This is a genomic window from Escherichia sp. KCJ4928, from assembly GCF_004352695.1.
Classification (GTDB): Bacteria; Pseudomonadota; Gammaproteobacteria; order Enterobacterales; family Enterobacteriaceae; genus ECMA0423.
On record NZ_SJWV01000029.1, the window covers coordinates 19,678 to 33,611 of the forward strand.

General features: G+C 49.6%; 17 protein-coding genes and 3 tRNA genes. 15 read left to right on the plus strand and 5 right to left on the minus strand.

The window, feature by feature from the left end; all coding sequences use genetic code 11:
• Positions 1 to 220 precede the first annotated feature (220 nt).
• The 7 genes from fliA (at position 221) to sdiA (ending at position 5,900) form a co-directional block, all read left to right on the plus strand.
• Positions 221 to 940, plus strand: coding sequence for an RNA polymerase sigma factor FliA (fliA, locus tag E0D98_RS06970; protein WP_001087467.1), 720 nt, complete (start codon positions 221 to 223; stop codon positions 938 to 940).
• Positions 941 to 985: 45 nt separating this feature from the next.
• The gene (fliZ, locus tag E0D98_RS06975; protein WP_001356303.1) at positions 986 to 1,537 is read left to right on the plus strand and encodes a flagella biosynthesis regulatory protein FliZ; all 552 of its coding nucleotides are present in this window, start codon (positions 986 to 988) and stop codon (positions 1,535 to 1,537) included.
• Between the two features lie 87 nt (positions 1,538 to 1,624).
• The gene (gene tcyJ / locus E0D98_RS06980; protein WP_001295643.1) at positions 1,625 to 2,425 is read left to right on the plus strand and encodes a cystine ABC transporter substrate-binding protein; all 801 of its coding nucleotides are present in this window, start codon (positions 1,625 to 1,627) and stop codon (positions 2,423 to 2,425) included.
• A 104-nt stretch (positions 2,426 to 2,529) separates the two neighbouring features.
• Entirely contained in the window at positions 2,530 to 3,516 is a 987-nt protein-coding gene (gene dcyD, locus E0D98_RS06985; protein ID WP_024176155.1) for a D-cysteine desulfhydrase, read from the plus strand.
• A 14-nt stretch (positions 3,517 to 3,530) separates the two neighbouring features.
• A complete protein-coding gene (gene tcyL / locus E0D98_RS06990; protein ID WP_001158220.1) occupies positions 3,531 to 4,199 on the plus strand; it encodes a cystine ABC transporter permease in 669 nt (222 codons plus the stop codon).
• Positions 4,196 to 4,948, plus strand: coding sequence for an L-cystine ABC transporter ATP-binding protein TcyN (gene tcyN, locus E0D98_RS06995; RefSeq protein WP_001272994.1), 753 nt, complete (start codon positions 4,196 to 4,198; stop codon positions 4,946 to 4,948). Before tcyL ends, tcyN begins: the two co-directional genes overlap by 4 nt.
• Positions 4,949 to 5,177: 229 nt before the next feature.
• Complete coding sequence (gene sdiA, locus E0D98_RS07000) at positions 5,178 to 5,900, plus strand: transcriptional regulator SdiA (RefSeq protein WP_001154271.1); 723 nt, start codon at positions 5,178 to 5,180, stop codon at positions 5,898 to 5,900.
• A 66-nt stretch (positions 5,901 to 5,966) separates the two neighbouring features.
• Here the strand turns inward: sdiA and yecF are convergent, their stop codons facing one another.
• Positions 5,967 to 6,191 (minus strand): DUF2594 family protein YecF, encoded by a 225-nt coding sequence (gene yecF / locus E0D98_RS07005; protein WP_000106474.1) that lies wholly within the window; start codon positions 6,189 to 6,191, stop codon positions 5,967 to 5,969.
• On the minus strand, positions 6,178 to 6,354 hold the full coding sequence (gene yecU, locus E0D98_RS07010; protein ID WP_000590347.1) for a protein YecU: 177 nt from the start codon (positions 6,352 to 6,354) through the stop codon (positions 6,178 to 6,180). The genes yecF and yecU overlap by 14 nt, the downstream gene beginning before the upstream one ends.
• A 295-nt stretch (positions 6,355 to 6,649) precedes the next feature.
• Here yecU and uvrY point away from each other — a divergent pair, with 295 nt between their 5' ends.
• From uvrY to yecA, 7 genes are all read left to right on the plus strand, one after another.
• Entirely contained in the window at positions 6,650 to 7,306 is a 657-nt protein-coding gene (uvrY, locus tag E0D98_RS07015) for a UvrY/SirA/GacA family response regulator transcription factor (protein ID WP_000611335.1), read from the plus strand.
• Positions 7,303 to 9,135, plus strand: coding sequence for an excinuclease ABC subunit UvrC (gene uvrC / locus E0D98_RS07020; protein WP_001283421.1), 1,833 nt, complete (start codon positions 7,303 to 7,305; stop codon positions 9,133 to 9,135). The genes uvrY and uvrC overlap by 4 nt, the downstream gene beginning before the upstream one ends.
• Before the next feature lie 56 nt (positions 9,136 to 9,191).
• Positions 9,192 to 9,740, plus strand: coding sequence for a CDP-diacylglycerol--glycerol-3-phosphate 3-phosphatidyltransferase (gene pgsA / locus E0D98_RS07025; RefSeq protein WP_001160187.1), 549 nt, complete (start codon positions 9,192 to 9,194; stop codon positions 9,738 to 9,740).
• A gap of 151 nt (positions 9,741 to 9,891) precedes the next feature.
• A tRNA-Gly gene (locus E0D98_RS07030) sits at positions 9,892 to 9,967 on the plus strand.
• Between the two features lie 54 nt (positions 9,968 to 10,021).
• Positions 10,022 to 10,095, plus strand: a tRNA-Cys gene (locus tag E0D98_RS07035).
• A gap of 12 nt (positions 10,096 to 10,107) precedes the next feature.
• Positions 10,108 to 10,194, plus strand: a tRNA-Leu gene (locus E0D98_RS07040).
• 195 nt (positions 10,195 to 10,389) lie between these two features.
• Positions 10,390 to 11,055: a UPF0149 family protein YecA gene (gene yecA / locus E0D98_RS07045; protein ID WP_000847902.1), complete on the plus strand. Its 666-nt coding sequence runs from the start codon at positions 10,390 to 10,392 to the stop codon at positions 11,053 to 11,055.
• A 61-nt stretch (positions 11,056 to 11,116) separates the two neighbouring features.
• On the opposite strand, the gene tyrP is transcribed toward yecA, so the two are convergent.
• The gene (gene tyrP, locus E0D98_RS07050) at positions 11,117 to 12,328 is read right to left on the minus strand and encodes a tyrosine transporter TyrP (protein ID WP_000797560.1); all 1,212 of its coding nucleotides are present in this window, start codon (positions 12,326 to 12,328) and stop codon (positions 11,117 to 11,119) included.
• A 190-nt stretch (positions 12,329 to 12,518) separates the two neighbouring features.
• Between tyrP and E0D98_RS07055 the strand changes: the two genes are divergently transcribed.
• Positions 12,519 to 12,758 (plus strand): YecH family metal-binding protein, encoded by a 240-nt coding sequence (locus E0D98_RS07055; protein ID WP_000377223.1) that lies wholly within the window; start codon positions 12,519 to 12,521, stop codon positions 12,756 to 12,758.
• Between the two features lie 37 nt (positions 12,759 to 12,795).
• On the opposite strand, the gene ftnA is transcribed toward E0D98_RS07055, so the two are convergent.
• Positions 12,796 to 13,293 carry a non-heme ferritin gene (gene ftnA / locus E0D98_RS07060; protein ID WP_000917208.1) on the minus strand — a complete coding sequence of 166 codons (498 nt, stop codon included), beginning with the start codon at positions 13,291 to 13,293 and terminating at the stop codon, positions 12,796 to 12,798.
• A gap of 170 nt (positions 13,294 to 13,463) precedes the next feature.
• Entirely contained in the window at positions 13,464 to 13,787 is a 324-nt protein-coding gene (locus E0D98_RS07065; protein WP_001237869.1) for a YecR-like lipofamily protein, read from the minus strand.
• Between the last annotated feature and the right edge of the window lie 147 nt (positions 13,788 to 13,934).

A 13,934-nucleotide genomic window follows, 5' to 3' on the forward strand; every position in this document is an offset into this window, starting at 1 on the left:
CACATTTTTGTAGGCCGGTTAAGGCGTTTACGCCGCATCCGGCAACATGAAGCGCAATTTGTCAGCAACGTGCTTCCCCGCCACCGGCGGGGTTTTTTCTGTCCGCAATTTACCGGTAACCCCCAAATAACCCCTCATTTCACCCACTAATCGTCCGATTAAAAACCCTGCAGAAACGGATAATCATGCCGATAACTCATATAACGCAGGGCTGTTTATCGTGAATTCACTCTATACCGCTGAAGGTGTAATGGATAAACACTCGCTGTGGCAGCGTTATGTCCCGCTGGTGCGTCACGAAGCATTGCGCCTGCAGGTTCGACTGCCCGCGAGCGTGGAACTTGACGATCTGCTACAGGCGGGCGGCATTGGGTTACTTAATGCCGTCGAACGCTATGACGCCCTACAAGGAACGGCATTTACAACTTACGCAGTGCAGCGTATCCGTGGCGCTATGCTGGATGAACTTCGCAGCCGTGACTGGGTGCCGCGCAGCGTGCGACGCAACGCGCGTGAAGTGGCACAGGCAATAGGGCAACTGGAGCAGGAACTTGGCCGCAACGCCACGGAAACTGAGGTAGCGGAACGTTTAGGGATCGATATTGCCGATTATCGCCAAATGTTGCTCGACACCAATAACAGCCAGCTCTTCTCCTACGATGAGTGGCGCGAAGAGCACGGCGATAGCATCGAACTGGTTACTGATGATCATCAGCGAGAAAACCCGCTACAACAACTGCTGGACAGTAATCTGCGCCAGCGGGTGATGGAAGCTATCGAAACGTTGCCGGAGCGCGAAAAACTGGTATTAACCCTCTATTACCAGGAAGAGCTGAATCTCAAAGAGATTGGCGCGGTGCTGGAGGTCGGGGAATCGCGGGTCAGTCAGTTACACAGCCAGGCCATTAAACGGTTACGCACTAAACTGGGTAAGTTATAACGTCAGTAAATGCCGCACTTTAATTTTGACTACCAGGAGTTCTTAATGATGGTGCAGCACCTGAAAAGACGGCCATTAAGCCGCTATCTTAAAGACTTTAAACACAGCCAGACTCATTGCGCGCATTGCCGTAAATTACTCGATCGCATTACCCTCGTTCGCGACGGCAAAATAGTGAATAAAATCGAGATTTCCCGCCTGGACGCGCTGCTTGATGAAAATGGCTGGCAAACGGAACAAAAATCATGGGCGGCATTGTGCCGATTTTGCGGTGATTTACATTGCAAAACGCAGAGTGATTTTTTCGATATTATCGGCTTTAAGCAATTTCTTTTTGAGCAAACTGAAATGAGCCCTGGTACGGTGCGTGAATATGTCGTTCGTCTGCGCCGTTTGGGGAATCATCTACACGAGCAAAATATTTCCCTCGATCAGCTGCAGGACGGTTTCCTTGATGAAATCCTCGCCCCGTGGCTGCCCACCACCAGCACCAACAATTACCGCATCGCATTACGGAAGTATCAACACTATCAGCGGCAAACCTGTACCGGACTTGTGCAGAAATCCTCCAGCCTGCCTGCTTCTGATATATATTAAATAAGAATAAGATGTAGCGGAGTTGTTTTTGTGTTTACAAACAATGGCTCTACACTGCAAACAGACATAACAACATTCGGGGTGAATATGAAATTAGCACATCTGGGACGTCAGGCATTGATGGGTGTGATGGCCGTGGCGCTGGTTGCGGGCATGAGCGTTAAAAGTTTTGCAGATGAAGGTCTGCTTAATAAAGTCAAAGAGCGCGGCACGCTGCTGGTAGGGCTGGAAGGCACTTATCCGCCGTTCAGTTTTCAGGGGGATGACGGCAAATTAACCGGTTTTGAAGTGGAATTTGCCCAACAGCTGGCAAAACATCTTGGCGTTGAGGCGTCACTAAAACCGACCAAATGGGACGGTATGCTGGCGTCGCTGGACTCTAAACGCATTGATGTGGTGATTAATCAGGTCACCATTTCTGACGAGCGCAAGAAAAAATACGATTTCTCTACCCCTTACACCATTTCCGGTATTCAGGCGCTGGTGAAAAAAGGTAACGAAGGCACCATTAAAACGGCTGCTGATCTGAAAGGCAAAAAAGTGGGTGTCGGTCTGGGCACCAACTATGAAGAGTGGCTGCGGCAGAATGTTCAGGGCGTCGATGTGCGTACCTATGATGATGACCCGACCAAATATCAGGATCTGCGCGTAGGCCGTATCGATGCGATCCTCGTTGACCGTCTGGCAGCGCTGGATCTGGTAAAGAAAACCAACGATACGCTGGCAGTAACCGGTGAAGCATTCTCCCGTCAGGAGTCTGGCGTGGCGCTGCGTAAAGGAAATGAAGACCTGCTGAAAGCAGTGAATGATGCAATTGCGGAAATGCAAAAAGACGGCACTCTGCAAGCTCTTTCCGAAAAATGGTTTGGTGCTGATGTGACCAAATAATCAGCATAATGACAAAAAAGGGCGCTTTCACTAGCGCCTTTTTTATTTACGCGTTTTCAGCGTGCATAATAAGAAAATCACAACAACACACATCGGAGGCTGTTATGCCACTGCATAATTTAACCCGTTTTCCACGGTTGGAGTTTATCGGCGCGCCAACGCCGCTCGAATATCTGCCGCGCTTTTCTGATTATCTTGGACGGGAAATTTTCATCAAACGGGATGACGTCACACCCATGGCAATGGGCGGCAATAAATTACGTAAGCTGGAATTTCTCGCGGCAGATGCCCTGCGCGAAGGTGCCGATACGCTGATTACTGCCGGCGCGATCCAGTCTAACCATGTGCGCCAGACTGCCGCAGTCGCGGCGAAACTCGGTCTGCACTGCGTGGCGCTGCTGGAAAATCCTATTGGCACAACCGCAGAAAACTATTTAACCAACGGCAATCGTTTGTTGCTGGATCTGTTCAATACCCAGATTGAAATGTGCGACGCACTGACCGATCCCAATGCCCAACTGGAAGAGCTGGCGACGCGAGTCGAAGCACAAGGCTTTCGCCCGTATGTCATTCCGGTTGGCGGTTCTAATGCTCTGGGCGCGCTGGGTTATGTGGAGAGTGCGCTGGAAATCGCGCAACAGTGTGAAGGGGCGGTTAATATTTCGTCGGTGGTGGTCGCATCGGGCAGTGCCGGAACTCACGCCGGATTGGCTGTTGGGCTGGAACACCTGATGCCTGAAAGCGAACTGATTGGCGTGACCGTGTCGCGTTCCGTTGCCGATCAATTGCCGAAAGTGGTTAACCTACAACAGGCGATTGCGAAAGAACTGGAGCTGACCGTATCAGCGGAAATTTTACTCTGGGATGACTATTTTGCACCTGGCTACGGCGTGCCGAACGACGAAGGCATGGAAGCAGTGAAATTGCTGGCGCGTCTGGAAGGCATTCTGCTTGATCCTGTGTATACCGGAAAAGCGATGGCGGGGCTGATTGACGGTATCAGTCAGAAACGCTTCAAAGATGAAGGGCCGATTCTGTTTATTCATACCGGCGGCGCGCCTGCGCTGTTCGCCTATCATCCCCACGTTTAGCTCCGGGAACGCTCATGCAAGAAAGTATACAACTGGTTATTGATTCCTTGCCGTTCCTGTTGAAAGGGGCTGGGTATACCCTGCAACTCAGTATCGGCGGCATGTTTTTTGGCTTACTGCTAGGGTTTATTCTCGCGCTGATGCGTCTGTCGCCAATCTGGCCCGTGCGCTGGCTGGCGCGTTTTTATATCTCTATTTTTCGTGGTACACCGCTCATCGCACAACTGTTTATGATCTATTACGGCCTGCCGCAGTTTGGTATCGAATTAGATCCCATTCCGTCAGCAATGATTGGTCTGTCGCTGAACACTGCCGCCTATGCTGCCGAAACGCTGCGCGCCGCCATTTCTTCTATTGATAAAGGTCAGTGGGAAGCCGCTGCCAGTATTGGTATGACGCCGTGGCAGACCATGCGTCGCGCGATTTTGCCACAGGCGGCGCGGGTGGCGTTGCCGCCGCTGTCGAACAGCTTTATCAGCCTGGTAAAAGATACGTCGCTGGCCGCGACAATCCAGGTGCCGGAGCTGTTCCGTCAAGCGCAGTTGATTACCTCGCGCACGCTGGAGGTGTTCACCATGTACCTGGCGGCTTCGCTCATCTACTGGATCATGGCGACAGTATTATCGACGTTGCAGAACCATTTTGAGAATCAACTTAATCGCCAGGAGAGAGAACCAAAATGAGTGCCATTGAAGTTAAGAACCTGGTGAAAAAATTTCACGGTCAGACGGTGCTGCACGGTATCGACCTCGAGGTAAAGCCTGGCGAAGTGGTGGCAATTATCGGTCCGAGTGGTTCCGGCAAAACCACGTTGCTACGCAGCATAAATCTGCTGGAACAACCGGAAGCGGGAACGATCACCGTTGGCGATATCACTATTGATACTGCACGTTCATTAAGTCAGCAAAAATCGCTGATTCGCCAGTTGCGTCAGCACGTCGGGTTTGTCTTCCAGAACTTTAATTTGTTTCCGCATCGTACGGTGCTGGAAAACATTATTGAAGGGCCGGTGATCGTCAAAGGCGAACCGAAAGAAGAGGCCACGGCGCGCGCTCGCGAGCTGCTGGCGAAAGTTGGGCTGGCCGGTAAAGAAACCAGCTATCCACGTCGTTTGTCTGGCGGTCAACAGCAGCGTGTTGCGATTGCGCGTGCGCTGGCAATGCGTCCTGAGGTGATTTTGTTTGACGAGCCAACGTCAGCGCTGGATCCAGAGCTGGTGGGCGAAGTCCTGAACACAATCCGCCAGCTGGCGCAGGAAAAGCGCACGATGGTGATTGTGACGCACGAAATGAGCTTTGCCCGGGATGTTGCGGACCGGGCGATTTTTATGGACCAGGGGCGGATAGTCGAGCAGGGGGCAGCAAAAGCGTTATTTGCCGATCCCCAGCAGCCTCGCACCCGCCAGTTCCTCGAGAAGTTTCTGCTGCAATAATAAGAAAAAATCAGCCCCGACGATTCACCTGTCGGGGCGGGACGCCATTTCAAGCGTGATAAAACTGCTTAACAAATCAGCATAACTCATTAATAACATAAGAGAATGCGATGGCTTGCAAAAGTAATTCATTGCCTGAATAATATAAATTATATATAAATCTTATTTATGTGATAGTTTGAATTATCATTATAAATGATACTCACTCTCAGGGGCGTTGCGGTTTACTATGCAGGATACGGATTTTTTCAGCTGGCGTCGCACGATGCTGTTGCGTTTTCAGAGGATGGAGGCCGCAGAAGAGGTCTACCATGAAATAGAGCTTCAGGCTCAGCAGCTGGAGTACGATTACTATTCGTTATGTGTTCGCCACCCGGTACCATTCACGCGACCTAAAGTGGCTTTCTACACCAATTACCCTGAGGCGTGGGTTAGTTATTATCAGGCAAAAAACTTTCTCGCAATTGATCCGGTGCTGAACCCTGAAAACTTTAGTCAGGGCCATTTAATGTGGAATGATGACTTATTCAGCGAAGCACAGCCGTTATGGGAAGCCGCGCGCGCACATGGTTTACGCCGCGGTGTCACTCAGTATTTAATGCTGCCAAATCGGGCGCTGGGCTTTTTGTCCTTTTCCCGTTGCAGCACGCGCGAAATACCCATTCTTAGTGATGAACTGCAATTAAAAATGCAGTTACTGGTGCGCGAAAGTCTGATGGCTCTGATGCGTTTAAATGATGAAATAGTGATGACGCCAGAGATGAATTTCAGCAAGCGCGAAAAAGAAATTCTGAAATGGACGGCGGAAGGGAAGACATCAGCAGAGATAGCGATGATTTTGTCAATCTCTGAGAATACGGTCAATTTCCATCAGAAAAACATGCAGAAAAAAATCAATGCACCAAATAAGACCCAGGTGGCCTGTTACGCGGCCGCTACTGGCTTAATTTGATCGCTTTTCTTTCTGCGTGCCAGATGCAAAAACCGGCTGAAAGGCACGCTCTCAGCCGGTTTTATATTACTGACGGTAGGCTTGTTTAATTTGCTTAACCGTTTTGGAAAATACTGCAGCCTGGGTTTCGTCTTCGATCAGCGCAAGCTGTTTTTCCATCTTTAACATCACGCGGCCCGCGTCAGCTTGTCCCATCGCCTGCAGCATCAGCGTCAGCATCGCTTTCAGGCAGGAGACTTCATTTGCCAGTTCTTGATTATTCTCGGCAGTAGAAAAATCAGGCGTACTCATTTATTTTCCTCGTCATGTTGCAATGAAAATTTGCGGTGAAAAATGTTAAGGCGGCGGAGTATACCATAAGCTTTGCTAAAAATAGCAGTGGTTGTTTTTTGAGCGTGATATCGGCAGTGCTATAAAATACGTTAATATAATGACCAATAAATATTTTTATCATGAATGTTTTTTGCCCGTATTGTTCGGGTTAATTAATGTTACATATTCAGCGGGCTGATTTTCATTTTTGCTGAATAAAGTCAATTTTTGTCACATTTCATCGTAGGGCTTACTGTGAAACGATCCGGTAAGCCGTTGGTGATGGGCGTGACCATAACTGTGGACAATCGAATTGACAAAAACGAGAGAAAAATCGAATACCCACCATTTTTAACGTTTCAAAGTTGCAATAAAAACCGCTAATATACGAATGACTAACTATCAGTAGCGTTATCCCTATTTCTGGAGATATTCCTTTGATCAACGTTCTACTTGTTGATGACCACGAACTGGTGCGCGCAGGGATACGACGCATTCTGGAAGATATAAAGGGTATAAAAGTCGTCGGTGAGGCATCGTGCGGTGAAGACGCCGTTAAGTGGTGCCGGACAAATGCCGTTGACGTGGTGCTAATGGACATGAGTATGCCGGGCATTGGCGGTCTTGAGGCGACGCGTAAAATCGCGCGTTCCACAGCTGATGTCAAAATCATCATGCTTACCGTCCATACAGAAAACCCTTTACCAGCGAAAGTCATGCAGGCCGGTGCTGCGGGCTACCTCAGCAAAGGCGCGGCTCCGCAGGAAGTTGTGAGTGCGATTCGTTCTGTCTATTCAGGGCAGCGTTACATTGCTTCTGACATCGCTCAACAAATGGCGTTAAGCCAGATCGAACCAGAAAAAACAGAAAGCCCATTTGCCAGTTTGTCTGAACGTGAATTGCAGATTATGCTGATGATCACCAAGGGCCAGAAGGTCAATGAGATCTCAGAACAGCTCAATCTCAGTCCGAAAACGGTGAACAGCTACCGCTATCGTATGTTCAGTAAACTAAACATTCATGGCGATGTTGAGCTGACTCACCTGGCAATTCGCCATGGTCTGTGTAATGCGGAGACATTATCAAGTCAGTGAGTGATCAGTTTGACGCAAAAGCGTTTTTAAAAACCGTAACCAGCCAGCCAGGCGTTTATCGCATGTACGATGCTGGTGGTACGGTTATCTATGTCGGCAAAGCGAAAGACCTGAAAAAACGGCTTTCCAGCTATTTCCGTAGCAACCTCGCTTCGCGCAAAACCGAAGCGCTGGTCGCCCAGATCCAGCAAATTGATGTAACGGTTACTCACACAGAAACCGAAGCGCTGTTGCTGGAACACAACTACATCAAACTCTATCAGCCGCGTTACAACGTTTTGCTACGCGATGATAAATCATATCCTTTTATCTTCCTGAGTGGTGATACCCACCCGCGTCTGGCGATGCATCGTGGTGCGAAGCATGCCAAAGGTGAATATTTCGGCCCGTTCCCGAATGGCTATGCCGTACGTGAAACACTGGCGCTACTGCAAAAGATTTTCCCCATTCGCCAGTGCGAAAATAGTGTTTATCGCAATCGCTCGCGTCCGTGTCTGCAATACCAGATAGGGCGCTGTCTGGGACCGTGCGTTGAAGGACTGGTGAGTGAAGAAGAATACGCTCAGCAGGTCGAGTATGTGCGCCTGTTTTTGTCTGGCAAAGATGATCAGGTGCTTACGCAACTCATTAGTCGTATGGAAACTGCCAGCCAGAATCTGGAGTTTGAAGAAGCTGCACGTATTCGCGACCAAATTCAGGCGGTGCGACGCGTCACCGAAAAACAATTCGTTTCCAATACCGGCGACGACCTCGACGTTATTGGTGTGGCGTTCGATGCGGGCATGGCTTGTGTCCACGTATTGTTCATTCGTCAGGGCAAAGTGCTCGGCAGCCGCAGCTATTTCCCGAAAGTGCCTGGCGGTACGGAACTGAGCGAGGTGGTAGAAACCTTCGTAGGCCAGTTCTATTTACAAGGCAGCCAGATGCGCACCTTACCGGGTGAGATCCTGCTCGATTTTAATCTTAGCGATAAAACGCTGCTCGCCGATTCCCTTTCAGAACTGGCGGGACGCAAGATTAATGTTCAAACCAAACCTCGCGGCGATAGGGCGCGTTATCTGAAACTCGCGCGCACCAATGCGGCGACGGCCTTAACCAGCAAACTTTCGCAGCAATCTACCGTTCACCAGCGACTGACCGCGCTTGCCAGCGTGTTGAAATTGCCGGAAGTGAAGCGGATGGAGTGCTTTGACATCAGCCATACCATGGGCGAACAAACCGTCGCTTCCTGTGTGGTGTTTGATGCTAACGGCCCGCTGCGTGCGGAGTATCGGCGCTATAACATTACAGGTATCACGCCGGGCGATGATTATGCGGCGATGAATCAGGTGCTGCGTCGGCGTTATGGTAAAGCCATTGACGACAGTAAGATCCCGGATGTGATCCTTATCGACGGCGGCAAAGGCCAGCTTGCGCAGGCGAAAAATGTCTTCGCCGAACTGGATGTCTCATGGGATAAAAATCATCCACTGCTACTTGGCGTTGCCAAAGGAGCAGATCGTAAGGCTGGGCTGGAAACACTGTTCTTTGAGCCGGAAGGTGAGGGATTCAGTTTGCCGCCAGATTCACCCGCGCTGCATGTTATCCAGCATATTCGCGATGAATCACATGATCACGCGATTGGCGGGCACCGTAAAAAAAGGGCGAAGGTCAAAAATACCAGTTCCCTGGAAACCATTGAAGGCGTCGGGCCAAAACGTCGGCAAATGTTGTTGAAATATATGGGCGGTTTGCAAGGTTTACGTAACGCCAGCGTCGAGGAAATTGCAAAAGTGCCGGGTATTTCGCAAGGTCTGGCAGAAAAGATCTTCTGGTCGTTGAAACATTGATGTCTCTGTAGCAACATAGGGGTAATCTTACTGACAACAGATAGTTACCCGTCATTATGCAATTTAATATCCCTACGTTGCTTACACTGTTCCGTGTCATCCTTATCCCATTCTTTGTATTGGTCTTTTATCTGCCTGTCACCTGGTCGCCGTTTGCCGCCGCGCTCATTTTCTGCGTCGCGGCGGTGACTGACTGGTTCGATGGTTTTCTGGCACGCCGCTGGAACCAGAGTACCCGGTTTGGTGCTTTCCTTGACCCTGTGGCAGATAAAGTTCTCGTGGCTATCGCCATGGTGCTGGTAACCGAGCATTATCACAGCTGGTGGGTGACATTACCGGCGGCAACGATGATCGCCCGTGAAATTATTATTTCTGCGCTACGCGAATGGATGGCGGAGTTGGGTAAACGCAGTAGCGTGGCCGTCTCCTGGATTGGGAAAGTGAAAACCACTGCCCAGATGGTGGCGTTGGCATGGCTGCTGTGGCGTCCGAACATTTGGGTTGAGTACGCCGGTATTGCACTTTTCTTTGTGGCTGCGGTACTGACTCTGTGGTCAATGTTGCAATATTTGAGCGCTGCGCGTGCAGATTTGCTTGATCAGTGATCGTTTCGGCGTAATTTTCAGCAAACGATCAAAAGTGGTGAAAAATATCGTTGACTCATCGCGCCAGGTAAGTAGAATGCAACGCATCGAACGGCGGCACTGATTGCCAGACGATAATAAAATCAAGTGATTAACTGATTGCTTGATGAATGCGGGAATAGCTCAGTTGGTAGAGCACGACCTTGCCAAGGTCGGGGTCGCGAGTTCGAGTCTCGTTTCCCGCTCCAGTTTAAAAGACATCGGCGTCAAGCGGATGTCTGGCTGAAAGGCCTGAAGAATTTGGCGCGTTAACAAAGCGGTTATGTAGCGGATTGCAAATCCGTCTAGTCCGGTTCGACTCCGGAACGCGCCTCCACTTTCTTCCCGAGCCCGGATGGTGGAATCGGTAGACACAAGGGATTTAAAATCCCTCGGCGTTCGCGCTGTGCGGGTTCAAGTCCCGCTCCGGGTACCATGGGAAAGATAAGAATAAAATCAAAGCAATAAGCAGTGTCGTGAAACCACCTTCGGGTGGTTTTTTTGTGCCTGCAACTTGTCGTTACACCCTCCCTAATTTTTAATCACCAGCAAAGCCACTCAAAAAGTATCTCTGATACGGACCGGCATGTAAGATAGGTGCTGGCGAGTTGAGATCCACAAGGAAAAGCGTATGAAAACGGGACCGTTAAACGAAAGTGAGTTGGAATGGCTGGACGATATTCTGACCAAATACAACACTGACCACGCCATCCTTGATGTGGCGGAGCTGGACGGTTTATTGACGGCGGTGTTGAGTTCTCCGCAAGAGATTGAACCGGAACAGTGGCTGGTTGCCGTGTGGGGTGGGGCTGACTATGTGCCGCGCTGGGCGTCAGAGAAAGAGATGACGCGCTTTATGAATCTGGCTTTTCAACATATGGCCGATACCGCAGAGCGTCTGAACGAATTCCCGGAGCAGTTTGAGCCGTTATTCGGCTTGCGAGAAGTTGATGGCAGCGAGCTGACGATTGTTGAGGAGTGGTGCTTTGGCTATATGCGGGGCGTGGCACTTTCTGACTGGTCAACGTTGCCCGATTCGTTAAAACCAGCGCTGGAGGCGATTGCGCTGCACGGTACTGAGGAAAACTTCGAGCGGGTAGAAAAGATGTCGCCAGAAGCGTTTGAAGAGAGCGTAGATGCCATTCGACTGGCGGCGCTTGATCTACATGCGTACTGGATGGCGCATCCGCAGGAAAAAGCTGTTCAGCAACCGATCAAAGCAGAAGAGAAACCGGGGCGTAACGATCCTTGCCCGTGCGGTAGTGGTAAGAAATTTAAGCAGTGCTGCCTGCATTAAGAGGCCAAATTGGGTGTCAGCGTTAATTCTGGCACCCAATAAGGAATTTGAGGCTATCTGATCACCCCACTTCTGGTAACAACCCTGCCGCAATCAAAAATTGCACGCCAATCACAGCAATACCACAGAGAAACACCACCACCAGCGCCGGACGACCACCTTTGACCCGGTAACCCGCCTGAGGATTGTGCTTTCTGCTTTGCCAGGTCAACAGCGAAGGGATAATCAATGCCAGTACCGCCAGCGCCACACCGGCGTAACCCAGCGCCATCACAAATCCTCGTGGATAAAACAGTGCAAACGCCAACGGCGGCAGAAACGTAATTGCACCAGTTTGCAACCGTCCACCAACGGTATTTGAACGCTGAAATAAATCAGCCAGATAATCAAATAAGCCTAACGCAACGCCGAGAAATGACGTGGCGAGGGCTAAATCAGCAAATAAATGCACTGCCAGCTCAACATGCGGAGAGGCCACCATTTCGCGTAACGCCTGTAACAGCCCGTTTAATCCAGCATGATTAGCCAGCAATCCCATAAAGGTTGTTGAATCAATGCTGCCAAGCGTCGCCACCTGCCAGAAAATATATGCCACCAGGGGGATCGCACTACCGATTATAAACACCCAGCGTAGCTTACGAATGTTGCCATCCATATAGCTGACAATACTCGGCACGCTACCGTGAAAACCAAACGACGTAAAAATCACCGGGATTGCAGACAGAGCCAGCCCCTGTTGCAACGGCAGGGTTAAAAGATTCACTTTGTGAATATGCGGCAGCAGTAGTACCAGCATTACCACCAGAAAAATAATCTTGGCGCTGAACAGAAAACGGTTAAATAAATCGACCAGTGAAGTTCCGACACAAACCACGCCACCGGCAACAAAAGTGAACAACAGCACGCCAGCGGTTGCCGACATAGAAATACCTGTCCAGTCGCTGATGCTGGAGGCCAACAATTCACCGGCACCGCTGATGTATGCCGCAGTCAGAGCATACATTAAGAACATCATACTGAAGCCCGTCAGCCATTGACCGTAGCGTCCCAGATAGCGTTTTGCCAGCGTGCCAAGACCGGTATCTGCCGGAACATGCTGGTACACCTCCAGCAGTAATAGCGCCGTGTAGCACATCAACGCCCAAAGCCCAATCAACAAGATTAACGTGACGCTAAAACCAACACCTGCCGCAGCCAGCGGCATTGCCAGCATGCCTGCGCCAATTGTGGTTCCCGCCACGATAAAAACACTTCCCAGGGTTCTGTTTTTCACGCTTTCTTCTGTCCTGACGATCTTTATGAGTGATATCTGCGGCGCAGGTTAAGGCATAACGGCTGCTTCGTCAAACCGACGTTACATATGGTGTAAATATAAATGTACAATAAAAGCATTCAGTCCTGCGCTGGCGCAAAGTCTTCATAAGCGGTAATCGCTACGCTAGGCTTTTTTTTGAGGAGGAACGATGGACTCTATTCACGGTCATGAAGTGTTAAATATGATGATTGAATCAGGCGAGCAATATACGCATGCCAGTCTGGAAGCTGCGATTAAAGCGCGTTTTGGTGAACAGGCACGTTTTCACACCTGCTCGGCAGAAGGGATGACTGCGGGAGAGCTGGTAGCGTTTCTGGCAGCAAAAGGCAAATTTATACCTTCGGAAGACGGTTTTTCGACCGATCAGAGTAAGATTTGCCGTCACTGATTTGAAACGGCGGCAGTAAACCTGCCGCCGGAGAGCATTAGTTTTGTGTGTCGAGGGTAGAGAGTTCTTTGTCGATAAAATACAGACCTTCGCCGCTTTTGCCTGCCAGGCTTAATTTATCAATAATCGATTTGAACAGTTTCTCTTCTTCATGCTGCTCAGAAACATACCATTGCAGGAAATTAAATGTTGGGTAGTCCTGATTGGTCATTGCAGCATGAGCCAGTTCGTTAATTTTCTGGGTGATTAATTGTTCGTGTTTATAGGTTTCCTGGAATAATTCATCAAGTGAGGAATATTCAGCAAACGGAGATTCAACGGTATTAATACGCGGTAAATTGCCGGTATCAGTCAGGTAATCAAACAGACGCTGCATATGCGTCATCTCTTCCTGGGCGTGACGGCGCAGGAACGCGGCAGCACCTTCGAAGGTATGATAGCTGCACCAGGCGCTCATTTGCTGATAAAGCAGTGAAGAGTACAGTTCCAGGTTCATCTGCTCATTAAGTTTTTCAATCATTTCTGGTTTCAGCATGATAGTGCTCCACAAAGGTTATATTTGTTGCTGTGGCGTCACTATAATTTGTTATTTTATTATTTGCAAAAGGTAAAATATAAACTTCAATTATTAAAAATACGAATGGGAATAAAACGCATTACCGCTATTTCTTTAATCAGCGAAGATCCCCTCGCTGATTAAAATATTTAGAGAAAGACAGGGAAGGCGGAATGATGGCACTGATATGACAAAGTGAATTCCGTATTCAAACATAAGGAACCCGCAAAAAGGCTACAGTTGCCTACTGGCTGACCAAAGGGGACCGCGTGGGTATAGCCTTCCTGCTGGCATGCGCGATCGGCGATCCCGCGACTGACATAACGATCGGTATGGGCATGCTGCAAAAAAGCCTGGTCATAAACTAACCGTACAATACCTGTTGCCGCGTCAACTTCGCTCACATGGGCCTGGCGAGTAACCGTACACCCCGCCAGCGTTATTAATGAAAGAGTCAGAATCAGAAGTCTCATGGTCCAGCCAGAAGAGTAAGAGAAAGCACTATTTTACGCGTTACAGCGCTGCGACAATGGCCGGAAAAGACGCCTGGCAGGCGCTATTTCTTGCCATCTGTAGGTGTCAGAAATAGGGGGGCTGTTTTTTGATTATCATTTTTATAA